Here is a 23,785-nt window from a genome sequence, read left to right on the forward strand (position 1 = left end):
CGCTTACACCAGTCTTGTTGTATGCCAGGCCGCCCGATCGGTGACCGTATGATAAGGCGGACGCTGCAGCACGTAAGCCATTGTCATGGCGTCCAGCATTGTCCAGAGAATGTCGAGTTTAAACTGCAGGATCTCCAGCATGCGGTTCTGCTGTTCCGCGGTGGTAAAGACCTCCAGCGCCAGCGCCAGCCCGTGCTCAACGTCGCGGTTTGCCTGGCTCAGTCGGCTGCGGAAGTAAAAGTACCCTTCCTCTTTGATCCACGGATAGTGCTGCGGCCAGCTGTCGAGGCGTGACTGATGGATCTGCGGCGCAAACAGCTCGGTCAGCGAACTGCACGCCGCTTCCTGCCAGTTAGCGCGGCGGGCAAAATTGACATAGGCGTCAACGGCAAACCGCACGCCGGGCAGCACGTGCCGTTCCGACAGCAGCGCCTCGCGCGTCAGGCCCACCGCCTCACCCAGCTGCAGCCAGGCTTCAATGCCGCCCTCGAGATCGTGGCTGCCGTCATGATCGAGAATACGCTGCACCCACTTGCGCCGCGTGGCCGGATCGGGGCAGTTGGCCATGATCGCGGCATCTTTCAGCGGAATGGTGGCCTGGTAATAGAAACGGTTCGCGACCCAGCCCTGGATCTGCTCGCGCGTTGCCTCACCGTTATGCATCGCTTTATGGTAAGGGTGATGAATATGGTAGTAAGCGCCTTTGGCGCGCAGCGCCTGTTCAAACGCCTCGGGGGTCAGAGCGTCGGTGATCACGATGCGGACTCCTGCAGATGGATCGCCATCCCGTCCTGGCTCACTTCAATGCCCTGCTGCGTCAGAAACTGGCGCTGCGGCGAGTGTTCGTCAAGGATCGGATTGGTGTTATTAATATGAATAAGGATTTTGCGCTTTGCCGGCAGCGCGGCCAGCAGCGCCATCAGACCCTGCTCTTCGGCCAGCGCCAGATGGCCCATCGCCCGTCCGGTATTTTTGCCAACGCCGGTGGTCAGCAGTTCATCATCCTGCCAGACGGTGCCGTCAATCAGCAGGCAGTCCGCTTTCTGCAGCCACGGCATGATCACCGCATCCGGCTCGCCCAGACCCGGCGCGTAGAGCAGCGTCTGTCCGCTGGCGCGATTTTCAATAAACAGCGCCACGTTGTGCCCCGGCAGTGGCCGGTCGCGGTACGGGGAATAAGGGGGAGCGTTGCTGAGGATCGGGATCGCGGTAAACTGCAGATCGGGACACACCGCTACGCTGAACGGCTCAAGCGGCGTCACTCCGTGATGCGTCAGGCCGCCGTTCCAGTGCTGCAGCATCGTAAAAACAGGAAAACCGCTGGTGAGATCGGCATGAACTTCAGGCGTGCACCAGACCTGATGCGGGCAGCCTTCACGCAGGCTGAGTAGCCCGGTGGTGTGGTCAATCTGGCTGTCCGTCAGAATAATACTGCCGATAGCGGTGCCGCGCAGCACCCCTTTTTTCACCAGCTCAGGTGTCTGCGCAATCTGCTGGCTGATGTCGGGAGAGGCGTTGCATAGCACCCACTCTTCCCCGTCATCACTGACAATAATAGAGGACTGGGTGCGCGCCTGCGCCTGGATTGTGCCGTTACGCAGGCCGCTGCAGTTGGCGCAGTTACAGTTCCACTGCGGAAAGCCACCGCCTGCCGCTGAACCGAGAACTTTAATAAACATGTGAAAGACCGAAGCAGAAAAAGAGAATGCCCGCACGAGCGGCGGGCAGAGAGTCTTAGCGGTTGGAGATGTACAGAGTCACTTCCAGGCCCAGACGCAGGTCAACAAACTCAGGTTTTTTCCACATAGTGTTCTTCCTCATCGATGAAAACGCAGAGCAGGCTCTGCCATAAATGCCGCTGGCGACTGCGGGCAGTACACCAGGCGCGGCGATGTTGCGCCAATGTCGCGCGGAGATCAACCCTGATTCATCAGGGAAACGCGGTTCAGGCCTGCCAGATCTGGCGCAGCACGCGCTGCCAGTTGCCCCACGCGAGCTGTTCAGTCAATGCCTGATCATAGCCGAGACTTTGCAATAGCGCATAGAGCCGCGGTAATCCGGTGACATCTTTTAACGCCGCCGGTACGCTGATGCCGTCAAAATCCGATCCCAGCGCCACATGATCGCGGCCCATAATAGCGATCAGATGCGCGGCGTGTTTAACAATTTCCGTCAGAGCCGTGCTGTCATCGCGCTTTCCGTCACCGCGCAGGAAGGCGTTACCGAAATTTATCCCCACCACGCCGCCGCTGTCGCGAATGGCGCGCAGCTGATCGTCGGTCAGATTACGCGGCTGCGCACAGAGCGCGTGCGCGTTAGAGTGCGTGGCCACCAGCGGCAGCGTGCTGAGCCGCGCCGTCTGCCAGAACGCTTTTTCATTCATGTGCGAGACATCAATGACCATGCGCTGCTCACAGGCCAGCGCAATCAGCTGCCGGCCCTCTTCCGTCAGTCCGTCGCCGCTGTCGGGCGAACCGGGAAACGCGCCGGTAACGCCGTGACCAAAGCGGTTAGCGAGGTTCCAGAATGGCCCGATGCTGCGCACGCCGGCCTGATAAAACGCCTGCAGATCCGCTCCGGCGCCGTCGAAACCGTCGGCCCCTTCGATGTGAGCTACCAGCGCCAGCACGCCGTCGCGACGGCAGGCGGCGATCTCCTCCGCGTTCAGGCAGAGCCGGGCGCGCCCGGCGGATTCCGCCGCCAGCGTTTTCAGGATCGCAAGCTGCTGCCAGAGAATGGTGAGCGGCGGAAGCTGTTCCCGCGCACGCTCAGGTGCCACCTCGCTGAGATAGCCTGCCGGCGGCACAAACAGCGCAAACAGCCCGCCGCCAAAGCCGCCCTGCTGCATGCGCGGAAAGTCGAGATGCCCGGTTTCTGTACCGGAAAAAAACGCGCGCGCCGGATCGTCGCGATGGTGCAGCCAGAGCCGCAGTAACAGGTCGTTGTGACCGTCGAACGTAAGAAATGACATAGTCTGCCTGAACCGGAAAGTGTGGCGCTATGCTACGCGTCCGTACCGCTTTCGCCAACCTGTCCGTTTCGCACCCGTGGTTGTCCGCTACGCGCAGGCAGACGGCCGTTTGCCTGCGCCACACTACAGGCTCTGCCAAAGGAGACGACTATGCTGACTTACCCTGCTGATAAATATTACCCTGCCGCCGTGCTGCCGCTGGCCGATCGCCAGTGGCCGTCGCGCCAGCTCACTCACGCGCCGCGCTGGCTCTCAACGGACCTGCGCGACGGCAATCAGGCGCTGGCGGTGCCGATGGACAGTGCCCGCAAGCTGGCGTTCTGGCAGCTGCTGCTGCGCTGCGGCTTCAGTGAAATTGAAGTGGCCTTTCCCGCTGCGTCGCAGACCGACTATGCGTTTGTGCGGGAGCTGATCGAGGAAGATCGCATTCCGCCCCACGTCACCATTCAGGTGCTCACCCAGGCGCGCAGCGATCTGATCGATCGCACGTTTGAGGCGCTGACGGGGGTCCGGCAGGCGATTGTTCATCTTTACAACGCCACCGCCCCGCTGTTTCGCGAGCGCGTGTTCTGTCAGAGCAAAGCGGAAATTGTCGCCCTGGCGTGCAGCGCCGCCCGCCAGATCCGCGATCGCTGTGCCGCGCAGCCTGACACGGCGTGGACATTTCAGTATTCGCCGGAAACGTTCTGCTTTACCGAGCCGGACTTTGCGCTGGAAATCTGCGAAGCGGTGGCGGCGATCTGGCAGCCTGGCCCGCAGCGACCGATGATCATCAATCTGCCTGCCACGGTGGAGGTCAATACCCCCAACGTCTATGCCGATCAGATTGAATACTTCTGTCGCCACTTCAGCCAGCGTGCAGCGGTGACGATCAGCGTACATCCGCACAACGACCGTGGCACCGGCACCGCCTGCGCCGAGCTGGCGCTGCTGGCGGGCGCCGATCGCGTCGAGGGCTGCCTGTTTGGCAACGGCGAACGCACCGGCAACGTTGACCTGGTGACGCTGGCGCTGAATCTCTATACCCAGGGCGTGGCGCCGGGGCTTGATTTCAGCGACATGCAGCAGGTAGTGGAGACGGTAACCACCTGCAATCAGCTGCCGCTGCATCCGCGTCATCCTTATGCCGGTGAGCTGGTTTTCACCGCTTTTTCAGGCTCCCATCAGGACGCCATCCGCAAAGGCTTTGCCGAACGCACGGCGCGACAGGAAACCCGCTGGCAGATCCCCTACCTGCCGCTCGATCCGCGCGACATCGGCTGCAGCTATGAGGCGGTGATCCGGGTCAACAGCCAGTCGGGTAAAGGCGGCAGCGCCTGGCTGCTGGAGCAGAATCACGGGCTGCAGCTGCCGCGCGCGCTGCAGCAGAATTTCAGTCAGCGGGTGCAGCAGCAGACCGATACGCAAGGCGGCGAGATGACGCATCACGCGCTCTGGCAGCTGTTTTGCCACCACTACGGCCTGACGCAGCCGGCGCGCCAGCTTGAAACGGCAGAGAGCCAGAGCGATGAACGGGCAACGCGTCTCCGCCTGCAGTTTACGACAGCATCAGGTACACGCACGCTGAATGGCAGCGGCAACGGCCTGCTTTCGGCCGCCGTCAGCGCGCTGCAGCAGCACTACGGACGCGCGCTCGCCATTGAGGATTACCACGAACACACGCTGGGCAAACGCAGCGACAGCCGCTCGGTCGCCTATATCTGCTGTACCGACGCAAACGGCGGACGCGCCTGGGGTGTGGGAATCGACAGCGACGTGACGCGCGCCTCGCTGCAGGCGCTGCTCAATGCGGCGGACGCCTTTCTGCCGGCGGAAAGTAGCCCGCCGGTGAGACGCCCAGCACGCGACGAAACATCGCGCTGAACGCGCCCGGACTCTCATAGCCGAGGTCAAGCGCCACCCGCAATACGCTTTCGCCCTGCGCCAGCCGCATCAGCGCCTGGCTCAGCCGGGCGCGCCGCAGCCAGTCGCCAAAGCGCAGTCCGGTTTCGCGGCTGAAATGACGCGAGAGCGTGCGTTCCGCCACGCAGAGTTCGGCCGCCGCCTGCGCCAGCGTCCACGGCTCTCCTGCGCTCTGCCGGATGCGGGTACAGAGCGCCAGCAGGCGCGGACTTTGCGGCATCGGCAGGTCAAACGGCAGCACATTCATTACCCTGATCTCATCAAGGATCAGCTCATAAATGCGTTCGCTGCGGCTGCCGGGGGAGTAGTCGTCCGGCAACGACAGCGCGCTTACGATAAGCTCACGCAGCAGCGCGGAGATCTGCACCACCTGACAGCTGGCCGGCAGGTCAGCGCGCGCCAGCGGATCGATAAACAGCGTGCGTGCAGCGACCTGACCGCCCGTCTGCAGCGCGTGCTGCGTGCCGGCGGGCAGCCAGACCCCGCGGCTGGGCGGCACCATCCAGCTGCCGTGCGCCGTCTCAACCCGTATCACGCCGCTCAGGGTGTGGATCAGCTGCGCACAGGTGTGATGGTGCCACGGCTCGCGGGCGCCGTGTGCGTAATCGTGCGCAAACGGTATCAGCGGGCGCCGGGAAAAATCGAAGCTTATCTGTTTACTCATCCCCGCGTTTCAGCCAGGCGTAGACAGATGCCAGATCCTGCTCGCCGTAGCCCTCCTCCACCGCCTGCTGCCAGAGCTGCGCAATGTTCTCCAGCGCCGGCAGCCGGGTCTCTCCCGCCGCCTCCAGCGCCAGTTTTGCATCCTTCAGCGCCCAGGTAAGCTGCATCTGCGGGGTGTAGTCCTCGCTGGCAATGGCACCAAGCTTGACCTTAGCGTAAGGCGCCGCCAGCGGACCGCCCTCCAGCACCTGCCACAGATCGTCCGTGCTGAAACCAAACTGCTCTGCCAGTCGCGTGCTCTCTGCCAGGCTCTGCATCAGGCCAATCAGCCAGCTGTTCACCACCAGCTTCATGCGCGAGCTGGCACCCGCCTCGCCCAGCCACTGCGTGCCTTTGCCGATTGCGGCAAAGACCTGTTCGGCGTTCTCAGCCCGCGCGCGGTCGCCACTGGCCAGCACCAGAATCTGGGCGTTTTCTGCCGGCGCTTTGGTGCCGGAGACCGGCGCATCGATAACGTTGATATCGGGACGCGCCGCGGCGATCTGTGCGATCAGCGCATCGGTCGCGGCCACGCCGATGGTGCCCATCTGTACCAGACTGGCATGCTGTTTCAGCACCGGCGCGATGCGCGCTGCCACGTCGCGGGTGGTATCCCCATCGGCCAGCATGGTAATGACCACATCCGCCTGCGCTGCGGCGTCTTCCGCGCTGTCGCTCAGCTGCAGGCCCGCCGCCTCCAGATCTTCTCCCTTAGACCGGGTGCGATTCCAGCCCTGCACGCGAAACCCTTTTTTCAGTAAGCTGGCGGCGAACGCATGGCCCATCGCTCCCAGACCCAGTACGGCTACAACCGGTTGCTGACGCATTTTCTCTCCTGATGATGTAAGCACTTCTCTTTACAGTGACAGAAAGCGTAGTACGCAGCCAGAGGTGCGTGGCGCAACGATAACGTTTTCATCATACCGGCCACGATCCGCACGGTTTTTTACGCTTTTCAATCAAATGACATAACCGGTAACATACCGCTCACTGAGCTTTTCTGATTTCTCTCTTTTTCTGACGGTTTTGATTATGAATATTGCTTTACTGCGCCGGGCACTGCTGCTGCCGGCGCTGCTGCCCCTGCCGCTGCTCGCCGCAGATAACGCGGAGCGTACGCTGGTGGTCAGCGCGGCACCCGCGGCCAGCGGCCTCTCTGAACTCGATACGCCCGCTGCGGTAAGCGTTGTCAGCGGCGAAGCTATGCGCCATGCCGCCCCGCGCGTCAACCTGTCGGAGAATCTTGCCGGCGTGCCTGGCCTGCAGATACTCAACCGGCAGAACTACGCCCAGGATCTGCAGCTCTCTGTACGCGGCTTTGGCTCGCGCTCAACGTTTGGCGTACGCGGTGTGCGCCTTTACGTCGACGGTATTCCCGCCACCATGCCCGACGGCCAGGGGCAGACATCCAATATCGATATCGGCTCGGTGGCGCACGTTGACGTCCTGCGCGGCCCTTTCTCGGCGCTGTATGGCAATGCATCAGGCGGCGTGATTAACGTTGAAACCGCCAGCGGTGAACAGCCTCCCGTACTGGAGGCGGGCAGCTGGTACGGCAGCTTTGGCAGCTGGCGCAACAGTGTAAAAGCCAGCGGCGCAACGGGCGACGGCACGCAGCCGGGCGATGTCAGCTACACCCTTTCCGCCTCGCGGTTTACCACCCACGGTTATCGCGACCACAGCGCCGCACAGAAAAATCTCGGTAACGCAAAGCTCGGCGTGCGCATTGATGAGGTGAGCACCCTGACGCTGCTGTTTAACAGCGTGCATCTGGAGGCGCAGGATCCGGGCGGCCTGACGGCCGCGCAGTGGCGCGATAATCCGCGTCAGGTCGCCAGCAACGTCTCTCTCTATAACGCCCGTAAAAGCGTGGATCAGACCCAGGCGGGCGTGCGCTATCAGCGCGAAATGGGCGAGCATGACGATCTGAGTCTGATGCTCTGGGCCGGCGAGCGTGAAACCACGCAGTATCAGTCCATTCCGGTTGTGGCGCAGAACAGAGCCGGCCATCCCGGCGGCGTGATTGCGCTGACGCGCCACTATCAGGGCATCGATACGCGCTGGACCCATCGCGACGCGTTGTTCAGCGTGCCGGTGACGCTGACCGGCGGTCTCGACTACGAGACCATGACGGAAAAACGCAAGGGCTACCGCAACTTTACCCCGGACGGCACGCTGGGCGTGCAGGGTGAGCGGCGCCGTGATGAACGCAACCGGATCTGGAACCTCGATCCCTATCTGCAGAGCGCCTGGCAGCTGACGGACGCGTGGTCGCTGGATGCGGGCGTGCGCTTCAGCACGGTGAACTTTACCTCGGACGATCGCTACGTTACCGCCAGCGATCCGGACGACAGCGGCAGCCGTCGCTATCATCGCTGGCTGCCGGCCGCCGCGCTGAATTACGCTATCGATCCGGGCTGGAACGCTTACCTCTCCGCCGGCCGCGGCTTCGAGACCCCCACGCTGAATGAGCTTTCTTACCGCACCCGCGGCACCAGCGGCCTGAACCTGGGTCTGCAGCCCGCCACCAGCGAGACGCTGGAACTCGGCACGAAAAAGCGCCTCGGCAACGGCCTGCTCAGCGCCGCGCTGTTTCAGACTGACACCCGCAATGAGATTGTTTCAGCCGGCAGCTATGAAGGACGCTCAACCTATAAAAACGCCGGTGAGACGCGCCGCCGCGGCCTGGAGCTGGCGTTCGACCAGCAGATTGGCTATGACTGGCAGCTGAAAGCGGCATGGACGCTGCTAGACGCCCGTTACCGCACTAACGCCTGCGGTGACGAGAGCTGTCGCGGCCATCGTATTCCGGGGATTGCGCGTAACATGGCCTATGCGGGCGTGGCGTATGCGCCGGAACAGGGCTTTTACGCCGGCGCCGATGTGCGGTATCTGAGCGATATTGCGGCCAATGACGAGAACAGCGTGCGGGCGCCCGCTTACACGCTGGCGGGCCTGAACAGCGGTTACAAGTGGCAGATCAGCAACTGGACGCTGGATCTGTTTGGCCGCGTGGATAACCTGCTGGATCGCCACTATATTGGTTCGGTGATTGTGAACGAAAGTAACGGCCGCTACTACGAACCGGCGCCGGGTCGTAACTACAGCGCCGGCCTTAACGTGAGCTACGCCTTTAACTGACCGTCCGGTGCCTGACCCAATCAGGCACCGGCAGGCCTTACTGCGCCAGCAGCGCCAGCACCTCCGCGGTGCTGCCGGTTTCACCCAGCCGCGGGAAAATGCGCGCGACGCTGTTTTCATGCGTGTGCGCATCAAGGCAGGTCATGGCGTCGGTGGCCAGCGTCACGTTATAGCCGAGCGCATACGCCTCGCGCGCGGTCGACTCCACGCCAATACTGGTAGCAATGCCGCACACCACGACCTGCGTGACGCCGCGCTGCTGCAGCTGAGCGTGCAGATCGGTCTGATGAAATGCACCCCAGGTTTTTTTCGTAATGCAGATATCATCCGTTTCCGGCTGCATCTCCGGCACCAGATCTGCCCAGTCAGCGGGCAGTTCACCGTCGTGGCGCGGCATCTCATTGCGCCCCGGCGCACCGCCCGCGACGTTAACCCGTACGACCGGCAGATGGCGCGCGTGAAATGCGGTGACCAGTTCGCTGGCGCGCGCAATCACGTCGTCAGCGCTCAGCGGTGCCACCGGCAGACGGACAATGCCGTGCTGCAGGTCAATGACGATCAGGGCGGTGTGTGCATCAAGCGTGGTTAGTGCCATGGGGACTCCTCATAAATTCGTTAGCAGAGAGATAGTGTATCAGACTGTGGAAACGCAGCGGCGTGGCGAGCGGATTGCAGTAACTGTGCGGTTTATCGGCGGCAAACTGATACGCCTCGCCCGCCCGCAGCCGCTGCGCGCCCTGCTCCAGACCCAGCAGCAGCTCGCCCTCCAGCACCACCACCTGTTCAATGACCCCTGCCTCATGGGCAGAGGAGTGGCTCCGGGCGCCGCCGGCGAGCGTTACCTCAAGCAGATCAACACCCACCCGGGTATCAAACGGCAGCAGCGGGCGGACCTGCATCTGCGCGCTGGCCTCGCTGAATACCGTGGTGCTGGCTGAATGGGGCACGCTGCCGTGGATAAAGCGGGAGAAAGGCACGTTAAAGCCGGTCACGATCTTCCACAGCGTAGCCACCGTAGGGCTCGATTCACCGCGCTCAATCTGTCCCAGCATCGCTTTACTGACGCCGGTACGGGCGGCCGCCAGCGTCAGGCTCCAGCCGCGCTCCTGACGCAGCTGCTTCAGCGTCTGGCCTAACTCGTGTTGCAGATTATCCATATCGTCTCCTGAAAGCGTACCCTCCAGTGTATCACTTGTCGCAGCGGGACACGCGTGCCACAATGTGCGTTATAACGCACAACAGGACGTTTTCTATGCATCCGGCCGACACCCGCTCTCTCCCGTTTATTCCGCTGCTGGTCGCAGGATTTGTCGCCGTTCTGGTCGGCTACAGCAGCAGCGCCGCCATTATCTGGCAGGCGGCACAGGCGGCGGGAGCCACACCGGCGCAGATCGGCGGCTGGTTTACCATGCTGGGGCTGGCGATGGGGGTGGCCACGCTGACGCTGTCGCTGCGTACCCGCCTGCCGGTGATTGCGGCCTGGTCAACGCCGGGCGCAGCGCTGCTGGCGACCAGCGTGGAGGGGCTGAGTCTGAATGAGGTCACGGGCGTGTTTGTGGCGGTTAACCTGCTGATCCTGCTGAGCGGCGTGACCGGGGTGTTTGCCCGGCTGATGCGCTTTATTCCGCCCTCGCTCGCGGCAGCGATGCTGGCGGGCATTTTACTGCGCTACGGTATCGGCACGTTTACCGGTCTGGAGGGCAACGCCGCACTGTGCGGCACCATGTGCCTGGTCTGGCTGCTCTGTCGCCGCTGGCTGCCGCGCTACGCCATCATTCTGGCGCTGAGCGCCGGGACAGGCGTGACGCTGCTTCAGCAGAGCGTGACCCTGCCGCCGGACGCCTTCAGCTTCACCCTGCCGGCATTTGTGATGCCGCACTTTACGCTTGCCGCCCTGACCGGCGTGGCGCTGCCCTGTTTTCTCATTACCATGGCCTCGCAGAATGCGCCCGGTATTGCCACGCTGCAGGCGCACGGCTATCAGCCGCCGGTCTCGATGCTGACCAGCTGGACCGGTGCCATCGCGCTGCTCTGCTCGCCGTTTGGCGGCTTTTCGGTCTGCGTGGGCGCGATCTCAGCGGCTATCTGTATGAGCGATGAAGCTGACCCGGATCCGGCGCGTCGCTGGATCGCCGCCGTCTGTGCCGGGGGGTTCTACCTGCTGGCCGGGCTGTGCGGCGCGCTGATTGCGGCGCTGCTCGGCGCGCTGCCCGCCGTACTGATTGCGACGCTGGCGGGGCTTGCGCTGCTCACTACCCTCGCCGGCAGTTTGCAGCGCGCGCTGCAGGAGCCGGACCAGCGCGACAGCGCCATCATCACCGTGATGATCACCGCCAGCGGTATCTCCCTGGCCGGTATCGGCTCCGCCTTCTGGGGCATGGCGGGCGGCGTGCTGGCCCATCTCCTGCTGACCGCCCGTCGCCACGGTTAATTAGTAACCACTTTGTACAGGAGCCGGGGAAAAACAGCCCGTTTACCCCCTCTTTTCGCGCCTTTGATTTTCCGTATTTGGCTTAAGATCACTTTTACGCCATTAATACACGATATTTTGCACGTGACCTCCATCGATAAGGGCCAACGAGTGGCAAAAACTTTTCTGCGCAGCGGCAAGCTGGATTCGGTACTGGCTCTGGGTGAGAGCGGCCAGCCGGTGTGGATCTCCGCGCTGCAAATTCGCGAAACGCTGCGGCTGCGTCGTCAGGATGCGCTCGCCAGCTGTCTCGCTATTCCGCAAGCCAGCGACAGCGGCGATCGCCTTGACTGGTACGCCCCGCACGCGGGTAAAGTCAAATCCTGGCTCGCCGCCAGCGACAGCGAGCGCCGCCGGGCGCTGGAGCTGCTGACGCAGTATCAGCAGGCGCTGCAGGCGCTGAGCGAACGCGCGCGCGCGGCGGACAAGCCGGCGCTGCGCCTGTTTGGTGCGCTGCTGAGCAAAAGCTTTCAGTTTCCCGATCAGCAATATGTCTATCTGGTTGACGCTAAACCGGTGATCACCTTCTGGGGCTTTGTTGATCCGCAGGCGCGCACGCGCGATGACGCGCTTGCCTGCCTGCGCGACACGCTGGAGCTGACGCTGCCGGCGCTGGTCGCGGAACCTGAACTGCCCGTCACGCCGCCGCCGGCGGCTGAACCGGTTGCTGAGCCTGAGCCCGAGCCCGACACTAAACCTGAACCTGAAGCCGTTGCGGCGTCTGAGCCGGTATCGCCTGAAGCACCGCCGGCGGCAGAACCGGCAGCGGCTGTCCCGGCCCGCCGCCCGTCACGGCTGCGTCCGCTCGCCCTGCTGCTGCCGGCTGCAGCGGTGGCAGCCGGGGTAACGCTGTGGATGCAGCGCAGCGAAACGCCTGCGCCCGCGGCTGACCTGACTGCAGCCGTAGCCCCTGCGCCGGTTAGCGCACCGGTTCTGCCCGGCGTGCTGGTCAAAGCCGCGACGCTCTCCGCGACGCTGCCACAGCACGCCGCTGCGGCCATACCGGCACCAGCACCGGCGAACGCCGCTCCGCCTGAGATTGTGGCGGAACATACTGAAGCGGCAAAGGCGGACGACCTGATCATGACCACGGACGATGCCCGCCTCGGATCGGTGAAATTTATCGACGGCACCTGGCGCGTGACGCTGCGCCAGACCAACCTGCCCACCGGCAAACCACCCAGCCTGCGTTATAAAATCCGCAACGGCAAAGGCACCGCCTGGATCAGCCAGGGCGATAATATTCGCTGTAAAGCTGACATCACCGCCGCGATGACCAGCGCCGGAACCATGGTGGTGCGCAGCCGCTATACGGCCAGCTGCAGCGATAAGTCGCGCTATCGTATGCCGGAGCTGATATGTAAAGCGGGCGACGGCATTGCCAGCTGTAATGCACAGTATGGGGCCGAACAGGCCTTTCCGTTGACGATTAAGCGTGAGAGTAAGTAACCATGTTGGCTCCTCTGATTGATGACAAACAGAAAATCACGCTGATTGAAGCGAGCGGCGTACAGTTTCTCGACTTTGGCCTGCGTCTGCCCTCTGCACAGGCACGGCGCCAGTTTGTGCGCCAGACCGCTAATGGCCCGCTGCTGCGTCTGCACGTGGACGGCAATAACGGTAAATTCCTGCTCTACCCGGAAGAGGGAGGCGCGGCTGAAGTGGTGCGCCCGGAATCGGATGTCGCCCTCGCCGACTCCCTTGCCCTGCTGGCTAACCAGTGGCTGCCGCTGCCGGTACTGCGCTGCACCAGCGGCCGTCGCTTTATCGGCGGCCCCGACAACTGGGCGCGCGTCTGCCTCGCGCCGCTCAGCGAGCCGGATGCGGCTGGCCATACGCACCGTATTACCCTGGCTTTTGACACCCGACTGGTGCCGGACGCTGAAGGTGGTGAACAGCTCGGACTGAGCGCGGCCGATGCGCAGAACGGCGTGAGTTTTGCACTGGCGTGGCACAACTATGAGCTGGGCGAGTTCCTCGACCTTACCTGGGTTGATGGCTGGCTGCGTGAAACTTTTGTGCAGCAGGCGATCGCGCTGGAGTCACGCGGGGAGCTGGCACTGACGCAGGCGCTGCGTGAATTTGAGTATCAGGCGCACTACCTCAATCTGCTGGAGCTGCTGGGTGAGCAGCTCGATCTGGCCGAGATCGCTATTCAGGCGGTGTCGCTGCAAACCCCGGCGGTGAATGTCGATATCATTCTCGACGTCGGCAACTCGCATACCTGCGGCATTCTGGTGGAAGATCACCCGGAAGAGAGCAACGGTCTGCGTCAGACCTATGAGATGCAGCTGCGCGATTTATCACAGCCGCACCGCGTTTATAATGAGCTGTTCGACAGCCGGCTGGAGTTCGCTGAGGCGCGCTTTGGTAAAGCGAGTTTCTCACTGCAGAGCGGACGCGATAACGCATTTATGTGGCCCTCGCTGACCCGCGTGGGGCGCGAGGCGAGTCGTCTGGCGCTGCAGCGCGCCGGCACGGAAGGCAGCACCGGTATCTCCAGCCCGCGTCGCTATCTGTGGGATGAGGCGCGCTATCAGCCAGGCTGGCGCTTTAACGCGGGCGGTCAGAGCGAAGAGGCGCAGGCTATTGCGCTGCCCTTTACGCTGCTGATCAACGATGAGGGAGAGCCGCTGCAGTCGCTGCCGGAAGAGGATCGCCTGCCGGTGTTTTCTGCCAGCTACAGCCGCAGCGCGCTGATGACCTTTATGCTTTGCGAGCTGCTGGCGCAGGCGATGATGCAGATGAACAGCGTCGCACAGCGCCAGCGCATGCCGCAGAGCCAGGCGCCGCGCCAGCTGCGGCATGTGATCCTGACGCTGCCTTCTGCCATGCCAAAGCCGGAGCGGGAAATTTTCCGCCGCCGCATGCAGGAAGCGATCGCCCTGGTATGGCAGGCAGAGGGCTGGCATGCCGCCGCGCCCGCGCCGCGCCCGCTGCCGGATGTGCAGATGGAGTGGGACGAAGCCACCTGCGGCCAGATGGTGTGGCTGTTCAATGAAACGCAGGTGAATTTTGCCGGACGCGCAGAAGATTTCTTTAGCAGTATGGCGCGCCCCGATCGCCCGCGTGAGAGCGATGAACTGCCGGGCAAAAGCCTGCGCATCGCCTCGATCGATATCGGCGGCGGCACCACCGACCTCGCGATTACCCAGTACCGGCTGGATGATGGCCAGGGCAATAATGTGAAAATTACGCCGCGCCTGCTGTTTCGCGAAGGCTTTAAGGTTGCCGGCGATGACATTCTGCTGGATGTGATCCAGCTCTGGATCCTGCCGGCGCTGCAGCAGAGCCTGCAGAAAGCAGGCGTCATCCTGCCCGAACCGCTGATGCAGAAACTGTTTGGCCACGACAGCCGGATGGATGGACAGGCGACGCTGCGCCAGCAGGTCACGCTGCAGCTGTTTATCCCGCTGGCGCAGGCGGTGCTGGAGCGGTATGAAAACTGGGATCCGCTCGACAGCCACAGCGAAATCAACGCGCTGTTTGGCGAACTGGTGCCGCAGCAGCCGGCAGGCCCGGTGCTGGCGTTCGTCAATGGCGAAATTCAGCGCACGCTGGGCAGCGACAGCCGGTTTGATCTGCTGCAGGTGCCGCTGGTTGTCAGTATGGCGCAGCTGCACGGCGAATTTCTGCAGCACCGTATGGCTATCATTCCGGCGCTGCGCGCCATGTGCGAAGTGGTGTCACTCTATCAGTGTGATGTGCTGCTGCTTACCGGCCGGCCGTCGCGTTTCCCCGGCATTCAGGCGCTGGTGCGTCATCTGCAGCCGCTGCCGGGCAGTCGTATTCTGTCGCTGGAGGGGTATCACACCAGCGACTGGTATCCGTTTAATAAACAGGGCCGCATCGATAATCCGAAATCAACCGCGGCGGTGGGCGCGATGCTCTGCCTGCTGGCGCTCGATCTGCGTCTCAGCAGCTTCTGGTTCCGCGCCGGTGATTTTGAGCCCTATTCCACCATTCGCTATCTTGGCGTACTGGATGAAAATGCGACGCTCACCGATGATAATCTCTGTTACAGCGATATCGATCTCGATAGCAGCAGTTTTGCACTGGATCGCAAAAGCAGCTTTCGCATTCGCGGCAACGTCTGTCTGGGTTTTCGTCAGCTGGAGAACGACCGCTGGCCGGCGTCGCCGCTCTATAGCCTGAGCATCACCGACCCGCAGCTGGCGCGCAAAGTCGCGGGTGAAAGCGTGCTGCGTATCAAGCTGGCGGTACAGCCGGGACCGGACAATAACGGGCCGGAGCGGCTGATCCTCAGCGACGCGCGGCTGGATGATGGCACGCGGGTGCCGCCGGAGCAGCTGAGCCTGAAACTCAATACCCTTTCCGGCAGCGGCAATGCCAACGCGCAATACTGGATCGACAGCGGGAGCGTCTGTAAACGATGAGAACCACCAGAAAAACCACCGCCACCCCGGCTAAGCGCCTGAGCCTGCTGCGGGAAACGCTGGACAGCGCGCTCGGCTGGATCGATACCCATCAGCCGCATTCGCCGCGTCTTGCGCTGGAAGCCGATACGCTGCGCCTGCAGCTGCGCCGCGCGCGCGCTGAGAGCCACGCGCTGGCGCTGCAGCTGGCGCGCCCGGTTACGCTGGCGCTGTTTGGTCAGTCACAGGCGGGTAAAGCCTGGCTGCTGAGTGAAATGGTGGGCGACGCGCAGGGTCAGCTGATGACCCGGCTCAGCGACAAAGTGCTCAACTATTTTCAGCATATCAATCCCGGCAATCTCGATTTCGCTGCGGCCACGCGCTTCAGTCACCAGCGCGAAGCGCCCTCCGGCGCGTGGCCGGTAGAACTGACGCTGCTGAATGAAGCGGAGCTGATCCGCCTGCTGCTCGCCAGCGCCCGCATTGACAGTGATGCCGCGGATACCCGCGTCATTGAGACCACGCTGCAGCGCCTGCAGCGTCACCGGCAGAGCGAGCCACAGCCTGGCGCAGAGAGTGACGCGCTCATCACCCTGTGGGGGTGGAGCCGCCGTCATCATCGTCACGCGGAAGCGCTGGATCGCCATTTCTGGCCCCAGGCGGCCGAGCTGGCACCCTGGCTGAACGTCGATGACCGCGTGCAGCTTTATGCCCTGCTCTGGCCCAATCAGCCTGCCCTTAGCGACACGCTGCGTCCGCTGCTGCACCTGCTTCAGCAGCTGCGCCACGCGCCACGCGTGCTGGCTCCGCTTTCGCTGCTGGTGGATGATGCGCAGCTGCCAGCCGAAAAGCTCATCAGTCACGACGCCGATCTGCAGGAGATGATTGAGGTGTGCCCGGTCGTGGCCAACCGCAGCGGTAAGCCACAGCGGGTCGCGCTTGGTGAACTGGCGCTGCTGACGCTGGAGCTGACCATACCGCTGAGCTCCACGCCGCGTCAGGCGCTCTATGATGAGGCGGATATGCTGGATCTGCCTGCTCCCGGTACGCTCCCCGATCGCCAGCTGCAGGAGGAGCAGGCGCAACTGCGTCTGCGCAACCCGCTGCGTGCGCAACTGCTGGAGCAGAAGCGCGCCCTGCTGCCCGGTTTTTACGCCACGCGCCAGGGTATTGACCTGATGCTGATCTGTACCGCCGCCAGCCAGCGGCACGATGCGAATCCCGCGGCCAGCGCGCTGCGTGAATGGCAGATGCAGCAGAGCGTCACAGGCGGCAGTGAGAAGCCGCGCCTGATCTGGGCCATAACCCCTTATGACGCGCGCTATCAGGCGCAGCAAATCAATGTCGACGAGGCGGTACAGCGTCAGATCGGCCAGCCGGGTCAGAGCTGGGGTTCCATGCTGGCGCAGGATCGCGCCGGCGTCGATCGCATGAGCAGCTGGCTGCAGGAAGAGATGCAGCCCGAGGCGCGTCGCGACCGTCTGGCGCTGCAGACCGGGGCGCTGCAGCAGAAAGTTGCGGCCCGGCTACAGCCGTGGACAGAAGCCAGCGCCTCGCCCGAGCAGGCGCTGCGTAAACAGACCATCGCCGATACCCTGCTGAAATGTCTGCAGCACCGCACGGGTCTGCACGGCGAGCTGCTGGAGCGGCTGCAGCCGTCGCGCGATGCCGTGCGCCAGCTCTGGCTGAGTCAGAGCAGCGGCGCGGTAACGGCGCACAGCGGCAAACCCGCTGCAGAGCAAAGTTATTTCGGTATTGGCTTTGAATTTGATCTGTTCAGCGACGAGCCCGCGCCCGCCGGCGAACCGCAGCATACCAGCGTCCGCAGCGATCAGCAGTTCCCGCAGCAGGTCCTGACGCTGTGGCTGGCGCATCTGCGCCAGCTGCCCGAGAACCGCAGTCTGCTGACGCTGCTGAACGTCGACAAACCCGCTATGGAGCTGCTGACCGAGGAGCTGATTGTGGCCAGTTTCCGTCTTAAGCTGCTGACAAGGCTGCAGGCGGCGCTGAATGAGCCGGACAGCAGCACCCATGAAGCACGCACCGATCGTCAGGTTTCACGCGCCATGACGGTGCTGGGTGATTTTGTCGCCTGGCTCGGTTTTTTACAGCGCCCGGAGAGCGAGCGGCCTGAGAGTCGCGTGAATCGTGGCCAGACGATTTTTTCCCGCCCGCCTGCGCCAAGCGTCAGCTTCTCGCCAGGCCAGCGCCTGACGCGCCTGACGGCTGCGCCCGCTAACCATACGGCGTTCTATATCTATGACTGGCTGGTCGGACTTAACCAGCTGATTGTGGAGAATAACGGCTACACGGGCGGCAGCGATCTGCCCTCCGGCGCGCGGCAGACGCTGTCGGTGCTGCTGCTGCCGCTGCACGCCTGATCAGCGCCAGACCAGACGCAGCTCGCCATCCAGCAGCTGCGCCGCCTCCTCCAGCAGCGCCAGCACCGGCGCAAACTCCGCCTGCTGTGCAGCCTGCTCTGCATGCAACAGACAGAGCGTAGCCGGCAGCGCCATGCCGCCGGTCAGCCAGTCCCACAGCGCATCCAGGTTGGTGCCCGCGGCTGCGGGCGCACCGCTCTGCGCATTCAGCGCCTGATAAAACGCTGCGCGATCGCGCAGCGTGGCGAAATCGATATGCATAGTCAGCACGTTCAGTGCACCTTACTGAAACTGCGATAGTGATCGCGGGTGAGATAGATCAGTCCGTCGGATGAGTAGATCAGACGGTCAGCGCCGCGCCGCCCGCAGCGGTAATTGACGTCCGCCTCATACCACTGCCGTCCTGCCTGGCGCGGCAGCTGCTGTTCACGATTGCTGAAGCGGTCACCGCCGATGGCGTGCCCCGGCAGAACCTCGCACAGATTGCCTTTATCCGGTACCCAGCCCTGACGGCGCGCGGCCGCTTTGGTCAGGTAAAAATCAGGCAGACGCTGATGCTGCACCAGCCAGTCCGCAACGCGTTCGGCCTGCGTCAGTGCATCAATGGTGGCAGAGGAGGAAGGCGTGGAGTGGCCCGTCGTGGGACTGGCAGGGGGAGCGCTGAAGTGTGGCCGCAGCCCGGTCCAGCAAAAAATAACGATCAGCAGCAGGCCGATCCAGCGTAATGTTGCCATAGCGACGTTCCTGAAAAAAAGGAGGTCAGCATAGCAGATTCAGGCGGGAAATTGACGCGGGCCAGCGTGGCTGGCCCTGGCGGAAAACTTACTGCATGGCACCGGGTGCATGTGAAGCGTGACGACGCCACGCGCCAGGCGCTACGCCATACTGGCGCTTAAAGCTGCGGTTAAATGACTGCTGTGAATCAAACCCCAGCGAAATCGCTACGTTCAGGATAGGCTCATTGGTCGTGGTCAGCCGGTCCGCTGATTTTTTCAGCTTTTTGGCCCGGATATACTCACCCAGCGGATAACCGGTGTGCTCTTTAAACATACGCTGCAGGTGCCACTTAGAGTAGCCCGCCCGGTCAGCCACGGTATCCAGATCCAGCCGTGCTTCGATATTGTTATCGATCCAGTCAATCAGATCGTGCATAAACGCGTCGCTCATCATCCCATTCTCTCCCGTCGCCGTTACGAACAGTATCAGTATCAGTTGCAGTTACACTTTAAGGGTGACTGACTATCGCACTTAATGCAAGTTTTATTATTACATTAAATGCCGCACTCACAGCAGGGTTTTTCTGTCTGCGCTGAGGCCCCCGCCAGACCGCACATAAAGTGTATCAGATATTCTTGCAGATGCACTTCGCTGAGACCTACACTCCTCCCGATTAATGCAATCGACAAAGTTGCATATTTTTACGTCGTCTTTCGTTCTTCATTAACGTGGAATAACAATAATGCCCAAAAAAAATAACAGGGTTCGTCAGGCTATTGGCCTGGCTGGCGCGGCGCTGCTGGCAAGTCTGCTGGCGGGCTGCGATCGCGGCGTGGCGCAAAACGCCCCGCCGCCACCGCCGGAGGTAAGTGCCGCACAGGTGATCCGGCAGCAGGTCAGCGAGTGGGATACCTTTAATGGCCGGATCGAAGCGGTTGAAAGCGTTCAGCTGCGCCCGCGCGTCTCCGGCTATATTGACCAGGTAAACTATCGCGAAGGCGATGAAGTTAAAAAAGGTCAGGTGCTGTTTACCATTGATGACCGCAGCTACCGTGCCGCACTGGCGCAGGCTGAGGCGCAGCTCGCCGGTGCACGCACGCAGGCGGCGCTGGCGCGCAGTGAATCGGATCGTACCGATAAGCTGGTTAACAGCCAGGTGGTGTCCCGCGAGATCTGGCAGCAGCGCCGTTCCGCTACGCAGCAGGCGCAGGCGAGCGTGCTGGCCGCGCAGGCGGCGGTTGATATGGCCCGCCTCAACCTGAGTTTTACCCGCGTGACCGCTCCGATTGATGGCCGTGCCAGCCGCGCGCTGATCACCGCCGGTAATCTGGTCACCGCAGGCGACAGCGCCAGCGTGCTGACCACGCTGGTTTCTCAGGATCGGATGTACGTCTGGTTTGATGTCGACGAAGCGACCTTCCTGCACTATCAGCAGCTGGCACGCCAGGGCGAACAGCGCGGCGCCCTGCCGCTGCAGGTTGCCCTGACCGGCGAGCACGGCTACCCGCATCAAGGCACGGTAGATTTTCTGGATAACCAGCTCACTGCCAGTACCGGCACCATCCGCATGCGCGCACGGCTTGATAATTCACAGCGCGAGCTGACGCCGGGGCTGTTTGCCCGCGTCCGGCTGCCGGGTCGCGCTGATTTCACCGCGCTGCTGATTGATGACAAGGCAATTCTTACCGATCAGGATCGCCGTTATGTCTACATTGTTGACGCAGAAGGAAAAGCGCAGCGGCGGGATATCCGGCCCGGCGATCTCTCCGGCGGACTGCGTATTGTTCAGCAGGGTCTGCAGCCTGGCGATCGCGTGATCGTTAACGGCCTGCAAAAAGTCTTTATGCCCGGCATGCCGGTACAGGCTCAGTCAGTCGCAATGCGCCCCGCCCCTTAACCGAGACCCTATTCTATGGATTTCTCTCGCTTTTTCATCGATCGGCCCATTTTCGCGGCGGTGCTGTCGATACTGATTTTTGCCACCGGGTTAATTGCCATTCCGCTGCTGCCGATCAGCGAATACCCGGATGTGGTGCCGCCCAGCGTACAGGTGCGTGCCGAATATCCCGGCGCTAACCCAAAAGCGATCGCGGATTCTGTCGCCACGCCGCTGGAAGAGGCGATCAACGGCGTTGAAAATATGATGTATATGAAGTCGGTGGCCGGCTCCGATGGCGTACTGGTCACCACCGTGACTTTCCGCCCCGGCACCGATCCCGACCAGGCGCAGGTTCAGGTGCAGAACCGCGTGGCGCAGGCTGAAGCACGCCTGCCGGAAGCGGTGCGCCAGCTGGGGCTGACCACCCAGAAAATGTCGCCCACGCTGACGCTGGTTGTGCATCTTTTTTCACCCCACGGCAAGTATGATTCGCTCTACCTGCGCAACTACGCCACCCTGAAGGTAAAAGATGAGCTGGCACGCCTGCCCGGCGTCGGCCAGATTCAGATCTTCGGCGCCGGCGAATATGCGATGCGCGTCTGGCTCGATCCCGGCAAAGTCGCCGCGCGCGGCATGACGGCCGCAGAGGTGATTACCGCCATGCGCGAACAGAATGTGCAGGTCTCCGCCGGCCAGCTCGGCGCGGAACCCACCCGCAAAGCCAGCGATTTCCTGCTCTCTATCAACACCCAGGGGCGGCTGGAGAGCGAGGAGCAGTTTGGCGCTATCATCCTGAAAAGCACGGCTGACGGTTCTCTGGTGCGGCTGCGCGACGTGGCGCGCATTGAAATGGGCTCCGGCAGCTACGCCCTGCGTTCGCAGCTGAATAACAAGGATGCGGTCGGCATCGGTATTTTCCAGGCGCCGGGGGCAAACGCAATTGATCTCTCCGACGCGGTGCGGGCAAAGATGAACGAGCTGGCAACCCGTTTCCCGGAGGATGTGCAGTGGGCAGCGCCTTATGATCCTACGGTGTTTGTCCGCGACTCTATCCACGCCGTGGTGCAGACGCTGTTTGAGGCGATTGTGCTGGTTGTGCTGGTTGTGATCCTGTTTCTCCAGACCTGGCGCGCCTCCATTATTCCGCTGCTGGCGGTACCGGTGTCCGTGGTCGGTACCTTTAGCGTGCTCTGGCTGCTGGGTTTCTCACTCAATACCCTCAGCCTCTTCGGGCTGGTGCTGGCTATCGGCATTGTGGTGGATGACGCCATCGTGGTAGTGGAGAACGTTGAGCGCAATATCGAACAGGGTCTGACGCCGGTGGCTGCCGCACACCAGGCGATGCGCGAAGTATCAGGGCCGATTATCGCCATCGCGCTGGTGCTCTGCGCAGTGTTTGTGCCGATGGCGTTTCTCTCCGGCGTGACCGGGCAGTTCTATAAGCAGTTTGCCGTGACCATCGCCATCTCGACGGTGATCTCCGCCATTAACTCGCTGACGCTCTCGCCGGCGCTGGCGGCCAAGCTGCTGAAAGGCCATCACGCGCCGAAAGATCTGCCCGGCCGGCTGATTGACCGTCTGTTTGGCTGGCTGTTCCGTCCGTTTAACCGTTTCTTCCAGCGCAGCGCAACGGGCTATGAATCCCTGGTCGGCAGCACGCTGCGCCGGCGCGGCGCGGTGTTTGCGGTCTATCTGCTGCTGCTTGCCGGTGCAGGCTTTATGTTCCACAGCGTGCCAGGCGGGTTTATTCCCACACAGGATAAACTTTATCTGATCGGCGGCGTAAAAATGCCGGAGGGGGCTTCGCTGGCGCGCACCGATGCGGTGATCCGCGAGATGAGCGAGATTGGCATGCATACTGACGGCGTCGCCTATGCGGTTGCGTTTCCTGGACTGAACGCGCTGCAGTTTACCAATACGCCGAATGCCGGCACGGTATTCTTTGGCCTGAAACCCTTCAGCGAACGCACGCGCAGCGCGGCAGAAATCAATGCTGAGCTGAATGCCAAAATCGCGAAAATTCAGCAGGGTTTTGGCTTTTCGATTATGCCCCCGCCGATCCTGGGTCTGGGCCAGGGGTCAGGTTACTCGCTTTATGTGCAGGATCGCGGCGGTCTCGGCTATGGCGCACTGCAGGAGGCTATTAATACTCTCTCCGGTGCCGTGATGCAGACGCCGGGCATGATGTTTCCGATCTCCTCCTATCAGGCCAACGTCCCGCAGCTTGATGTGCAGGTCGATCGCGATAAAGCCCGCGCGCAGGGCGTGGCGTTGCCCGATCTCTTCACCACGCTGCAGGTTTATCTGGGTTCGGCCTACGTTAACGATTTCAACAAATTTGGCCGTACCTGGCGCGTGATGGCGCAGGCAGACGGGGATTTCCGGGACAGCGTTGAAGATATTACCTCGCTGCGTACCCGTAATGACCGGGGCGAAATGGTGCCCATCGGCAGCATGGTGCATGTCACCACCACCTACGGGCCCGATCCGGTGATCCGCTACAACGGCTATCCCGCTGCGGATCTGATTGGCGATGCCGATCCGCGCGTGCTCTCTTCCGCTCAGGCGATGGCGCAGCTGGAAACCATGTCAGAACAGATGTTGCCCAACGGCATGAATATCGAATGGACTGACCTGAGTTATCAGCAGGCAACCCAGGGCAACAGCGCATTTATCGTTTTCCCGGTTGCAGTCCTGCTGGCATTTCTGGTGCTGGCAGCGCTTTATGAGAGCTGGACGCTGCCGCTGGCGGTGATCCTGATTGTGCCGGTAACCATGCTTTCAGCGCTGGCGGGCGTCTGGCTGACCGGCGGTGATAACAACGTGTTTGTGCAGGTCGGGCTGGTGGTGCTGATGGGGCTGGCGTGCAAAAACGCCATTCTGATTGTGGAGTTTGCCCGTGAGCTGGAGATGCAGGGTAAAAGCATTACGGCCGCCGCACTGGAAGCCTGTCGTCTGCGTCTGCGGCCGATTGTGATGACCTCAATTGCGTTTATCGCCGGTACGATTCCGCTGATTCTCGGCGAAGGCGCTGGCGCGGAAGTGCGCGGCGTGACCGGTATTACCGTGTTTGCCGGCATGCTTGGCGTTACCCTGTTTGGCCTGTTCCTGACGCCGGTGTTTTACGTCACGCTGCGCAAGCTGGTGACACGACGCGCCCCTGCAGAAAGCGCAACGTCAGCATAACAACGTTATACATGCAAAAGCCCGGCTGCAGCCGGGCTTTTTTATATGCTATTGACGTTC

19 protein-coding genes are annotated in these 23,785 nt (G+C 62.3%); 8 read left to right on the forward strand and 11 right to left on the reverse strand.

Annotation, left to right across the window (positions count from 1 at the left end):
• Positions 1–3: 3 nt before the first annotated feature.
• The 4 genes from pqqC to B3041_RS09025 all read right to left on the reverse strand — a co-directional run bounded on the left by pqqC (position 4) and on the right by B3041_RS09025 (position 2,971).
• Positions 4–759, reverse strand: a complete 756-nt coding sequence (gene pqqC, locus B3041_RS09010; protein WP_292972444.1) for a pyrroloquinoline-quinone synthase PqqC — start codon at positions 757–759, stop codon at positions 4–6.
• Entirely contained in the window at positions 753–1,679 is a 927-nt protein-coding gene (gene pqqB / locus B3041_RS09015) for a pyrroloquinoline quinone biosynthesis protein PqqB (protein ID WP_065649406.1), read from the reverse strand. The genes pqqC and pqqB overlap by 7 nt, the downstream gene beginning before the upstream one ends.
• 55 nt (positions 1,680–1,734) lie before the next feature.
• On the reverse strand, positions 1,735–1,806 hold the full coding sequence (gene pqqA / locus B3041_RS09020; RefSeq protein WP_010617686.1) for a pyrroloquinoline quinone precursor peptide PqqA: 72 nt from the start codon (positions 1,804–1,806) through the stop codon (positions 1,735–1,737).
• A 139-nt stretch (positions 1,807–1,945) separates the two neighbouring features.
• Positions 1,946–2,971, reverse strand: coding sequence for a dipeptidase (locus tag B3041_RS09025; protein WP_065649407.1), 1,026 nt, complete (start codon positions 2,969–2,971; stop codon positions 1,946–1,948).
• 150 nt (positions 2,972–3,121) lie between these two features.
• Between B3041_RS09025 and leuA the strand changes: the two genes are divergently transcribed.
• Positions 3,122–4,834, forward strand: a complete 1,713-nt coding sequence (gene leuA, locus B3041_RS09030; RefSeq protein ID WP_065649408.1) for a 2-isopropylmalate synthase — start codon at positions 3,122–3,124, stop codon at positions 4,832–4,834.
• Here leuA and B3041_RS09035 read toward each other — a convergent pair.
• Positions 4,755–5,537 carry an AraC family transcriptional regulator gene (locus B3041_RS09035; protein WP_065649409.1) on the reverse strand — a complete coding sequence of 261 codons (783 nt, stop codon included), beginning with the start codon at positions 5,535–5,537 and terminating at the stop codon, positions 4,755–4,757. The genes leuA and B3041_RS09035 overlap by 80 nt on opposite strands.
• Entirely contained in the window at positions 5,530–6,402 is an 873-nt protein-coding gene (locus tag B3041_RS09040; RefSeq protein WP_292971565.1) for an NAD(P)-dependent oxidoreductase, read from the reverse strand. The genes B3041_RS09035 and B3041_RS09040 overlap by 8 nt, the downstream gene beginning before the upstream one ends.
• A gap of 205 nt (positions 6,403–6,607) precedes the next feature.
• Here B3041_RS09040 and pqqU point away from each other — a divergent pair, with 205 nt between their 5' ends.
• Positions 6,608–8,716 carry a TonB-dependent receptor PqqU gene (pqqU, locus tag B3041_RS09045; protein WP_292971567.1) on the forward strand — a complete coding sequence of 703 codons (2,109 nt, stop codon included), beginning with the start codon at positions 6,608–6,610 and terminating at the stop codon, positions 8,714–8,716.
• A 37-nt stretch (positions 8,717–8,753) separates the two neighbouring features.
• On the opposite strand, the gene B3041_RS09050 is transcribed toward pqqU, so the two are convergent.
• The gene (locus B3041_RS09050) at positions 8,754–9,311 is read right to left on the reverse strand and encodes an isochorismatase family protein (RefSeq protein WP_065649411.1); all 558 of its coding nucleotides are present in this window, start codon (positions 9,309–9,311) and stop codon (positions 8,754–8,756) included.
• Positions 9,292–9,873: a helix-turn-helix domain-containing protein gene (locus B3041_RS09055; protein WP_065649412.1), complete on the reverse strand. Its 582-nt coding sequence runs from the start codon at positions 9,871–9,873 to the stop codon at positions 9,292–9,294. The genes B3041_RS09050 and B3041_RS09055 overlap by 20 nt, the downstream gene beginning before the upstream one ends.
• A 95-nt stretch (positions 9,874–9,968) precedes the next feature.
• On the opposite strand from B3041_RS09055, the gene B3041_RS09060 reads away from it, so the two are divergent.
• From B3041_RS09060 to B3041_RS09075, 4 genes are all read left to right on the forward strand, one after another.
• Positions 9,969–11,147, forward strand: a complete 1,179-nt coding sequence (locus tag B3041_RS09060) for a benzoate/H(+) symporter BenE family transporter (RefSeq protein ID WP_065649413.1) — start codon at positions 9,969–9,971, stop codon at positions 11,145–11,147.
• Between the two features lie 150 nt (positions 11,148–11,297).
• Positions 11,298–12,635 carry an SrfA family protein gene (locus tag B3041_RS09065; protein ID WP_292971571.1) on the forward strand — a complete coding sequence of 446 codons (1,338 nt, stop codon included), beginning with the start codon at positions 11,298–11,300 and terminating at the stop codon, positions 12,633–12,635.
• A gap of 2 nt (positions 12,636–12,637) precedes the next feature.
• Complete coding sequence (locus B3041_RS09070) at positions 12,638–15,583, forward strand: virulence factor SrfB (RefSeq protein WP_292971574.1); 2,946 nt, start codon at positions 12,638–12,640, stop codon at positions 15,581–15,583.
• On the forward strand, positions 15,580–17,943 hold the full coding sequence (locus B3041_RS09075) for a virulence factor SrfC family protein (RefSeq protein WP_292971577.1): 2,364 nt from the start codon (positions 15,580–15,582) through the stop codon (positions 17,941–17,943). The genes B3041_RS09070 and B3041_RS09075 overlap by 4 nt, the downstream gene beginning before the upstream one ends.
• Here the strand turns inward: B3041_RS09075 and B3041_RS09080 are convergent, their stop codons facing one another.
• The 3 genes from B3041_RS09080 to B3041_RS09090 form a co-directional block, all read right to left on the reverse strand.
• Positions 17,944–18,213, reverse strand: a complete 270-nt coding sequence (locus B3041_RS09080) for a barstar family protein (protein WP_412159110.1) — start codon at positions 18,211–18,213, stop codon at positions 17,944–17,946.
• 2 nt (positions 18,214–18,215) lie between these two features.
• On the reverse strand, positions 18,216–18,677 hold the full coding sequence (locus B3041_RS09085) for a ribonuclease domain-containing protein (RefSeq protein WP_065649417.1): 462 nt from the start codon (positions 18,675–18,677) through the stop codon (positions 18,216–18,218).
• An 88-nt stretch (positions 18,678–18,765) separates the two neighbouring features.
• The gene (locus tag B3041_RS09090; RefSeq protein ID WP_039384236.1) at positions 18,766–19,113 is read right to left on the reverse strand and encodes a helix-turn-helix domain-containing protein; all 348 of its coding nucleotides are present in this window, start codon (positions 19,111–19,113) and stop codon (positions 18,766–18,768) included.
• A 289-nt stretch (positions 19,114–19,402) separates the two neighbouring features.
• Between B3041_RS09090 and B3041_RS09095 the strand changes: the two genes are divergently transcribed.
• Entirely contained in the window at positions 19,403–20,557 is a 1,155-nt protein-coding gene (locus B3041_RS09095; protein ID WP_292971587.1) for an efflux RND transporter periplasmic adaptor subunit, read from the forward strand.
• Between the two features lie 15 nt (positions 20,558–20,572).
• The gene (locus B3041_RS09100) at positions 20,573–23,725 is read left to right on the forward strand and encodes an efflux RND transporter permease subunit (RefSeq protein ID WP_292971590.1); all 3,153 of its coding nucleotides are present in this window, start codon (positions 20,573–20,575) and stop codon (positions 23,723–23,725) included.
• Positions 23,726–23,785 lie beyond the last annotated feature (60 nt).

The organism is Pantoea sp. UBA4549, from assembly GCF_002387285.1.
Taxonomy (GTDB): Bacteria; Pseudomonadota; Gammaproteobacteria; order Enterobacterales; family Enterobacteriaceae; genus Pantoea; species Pantoea borealis.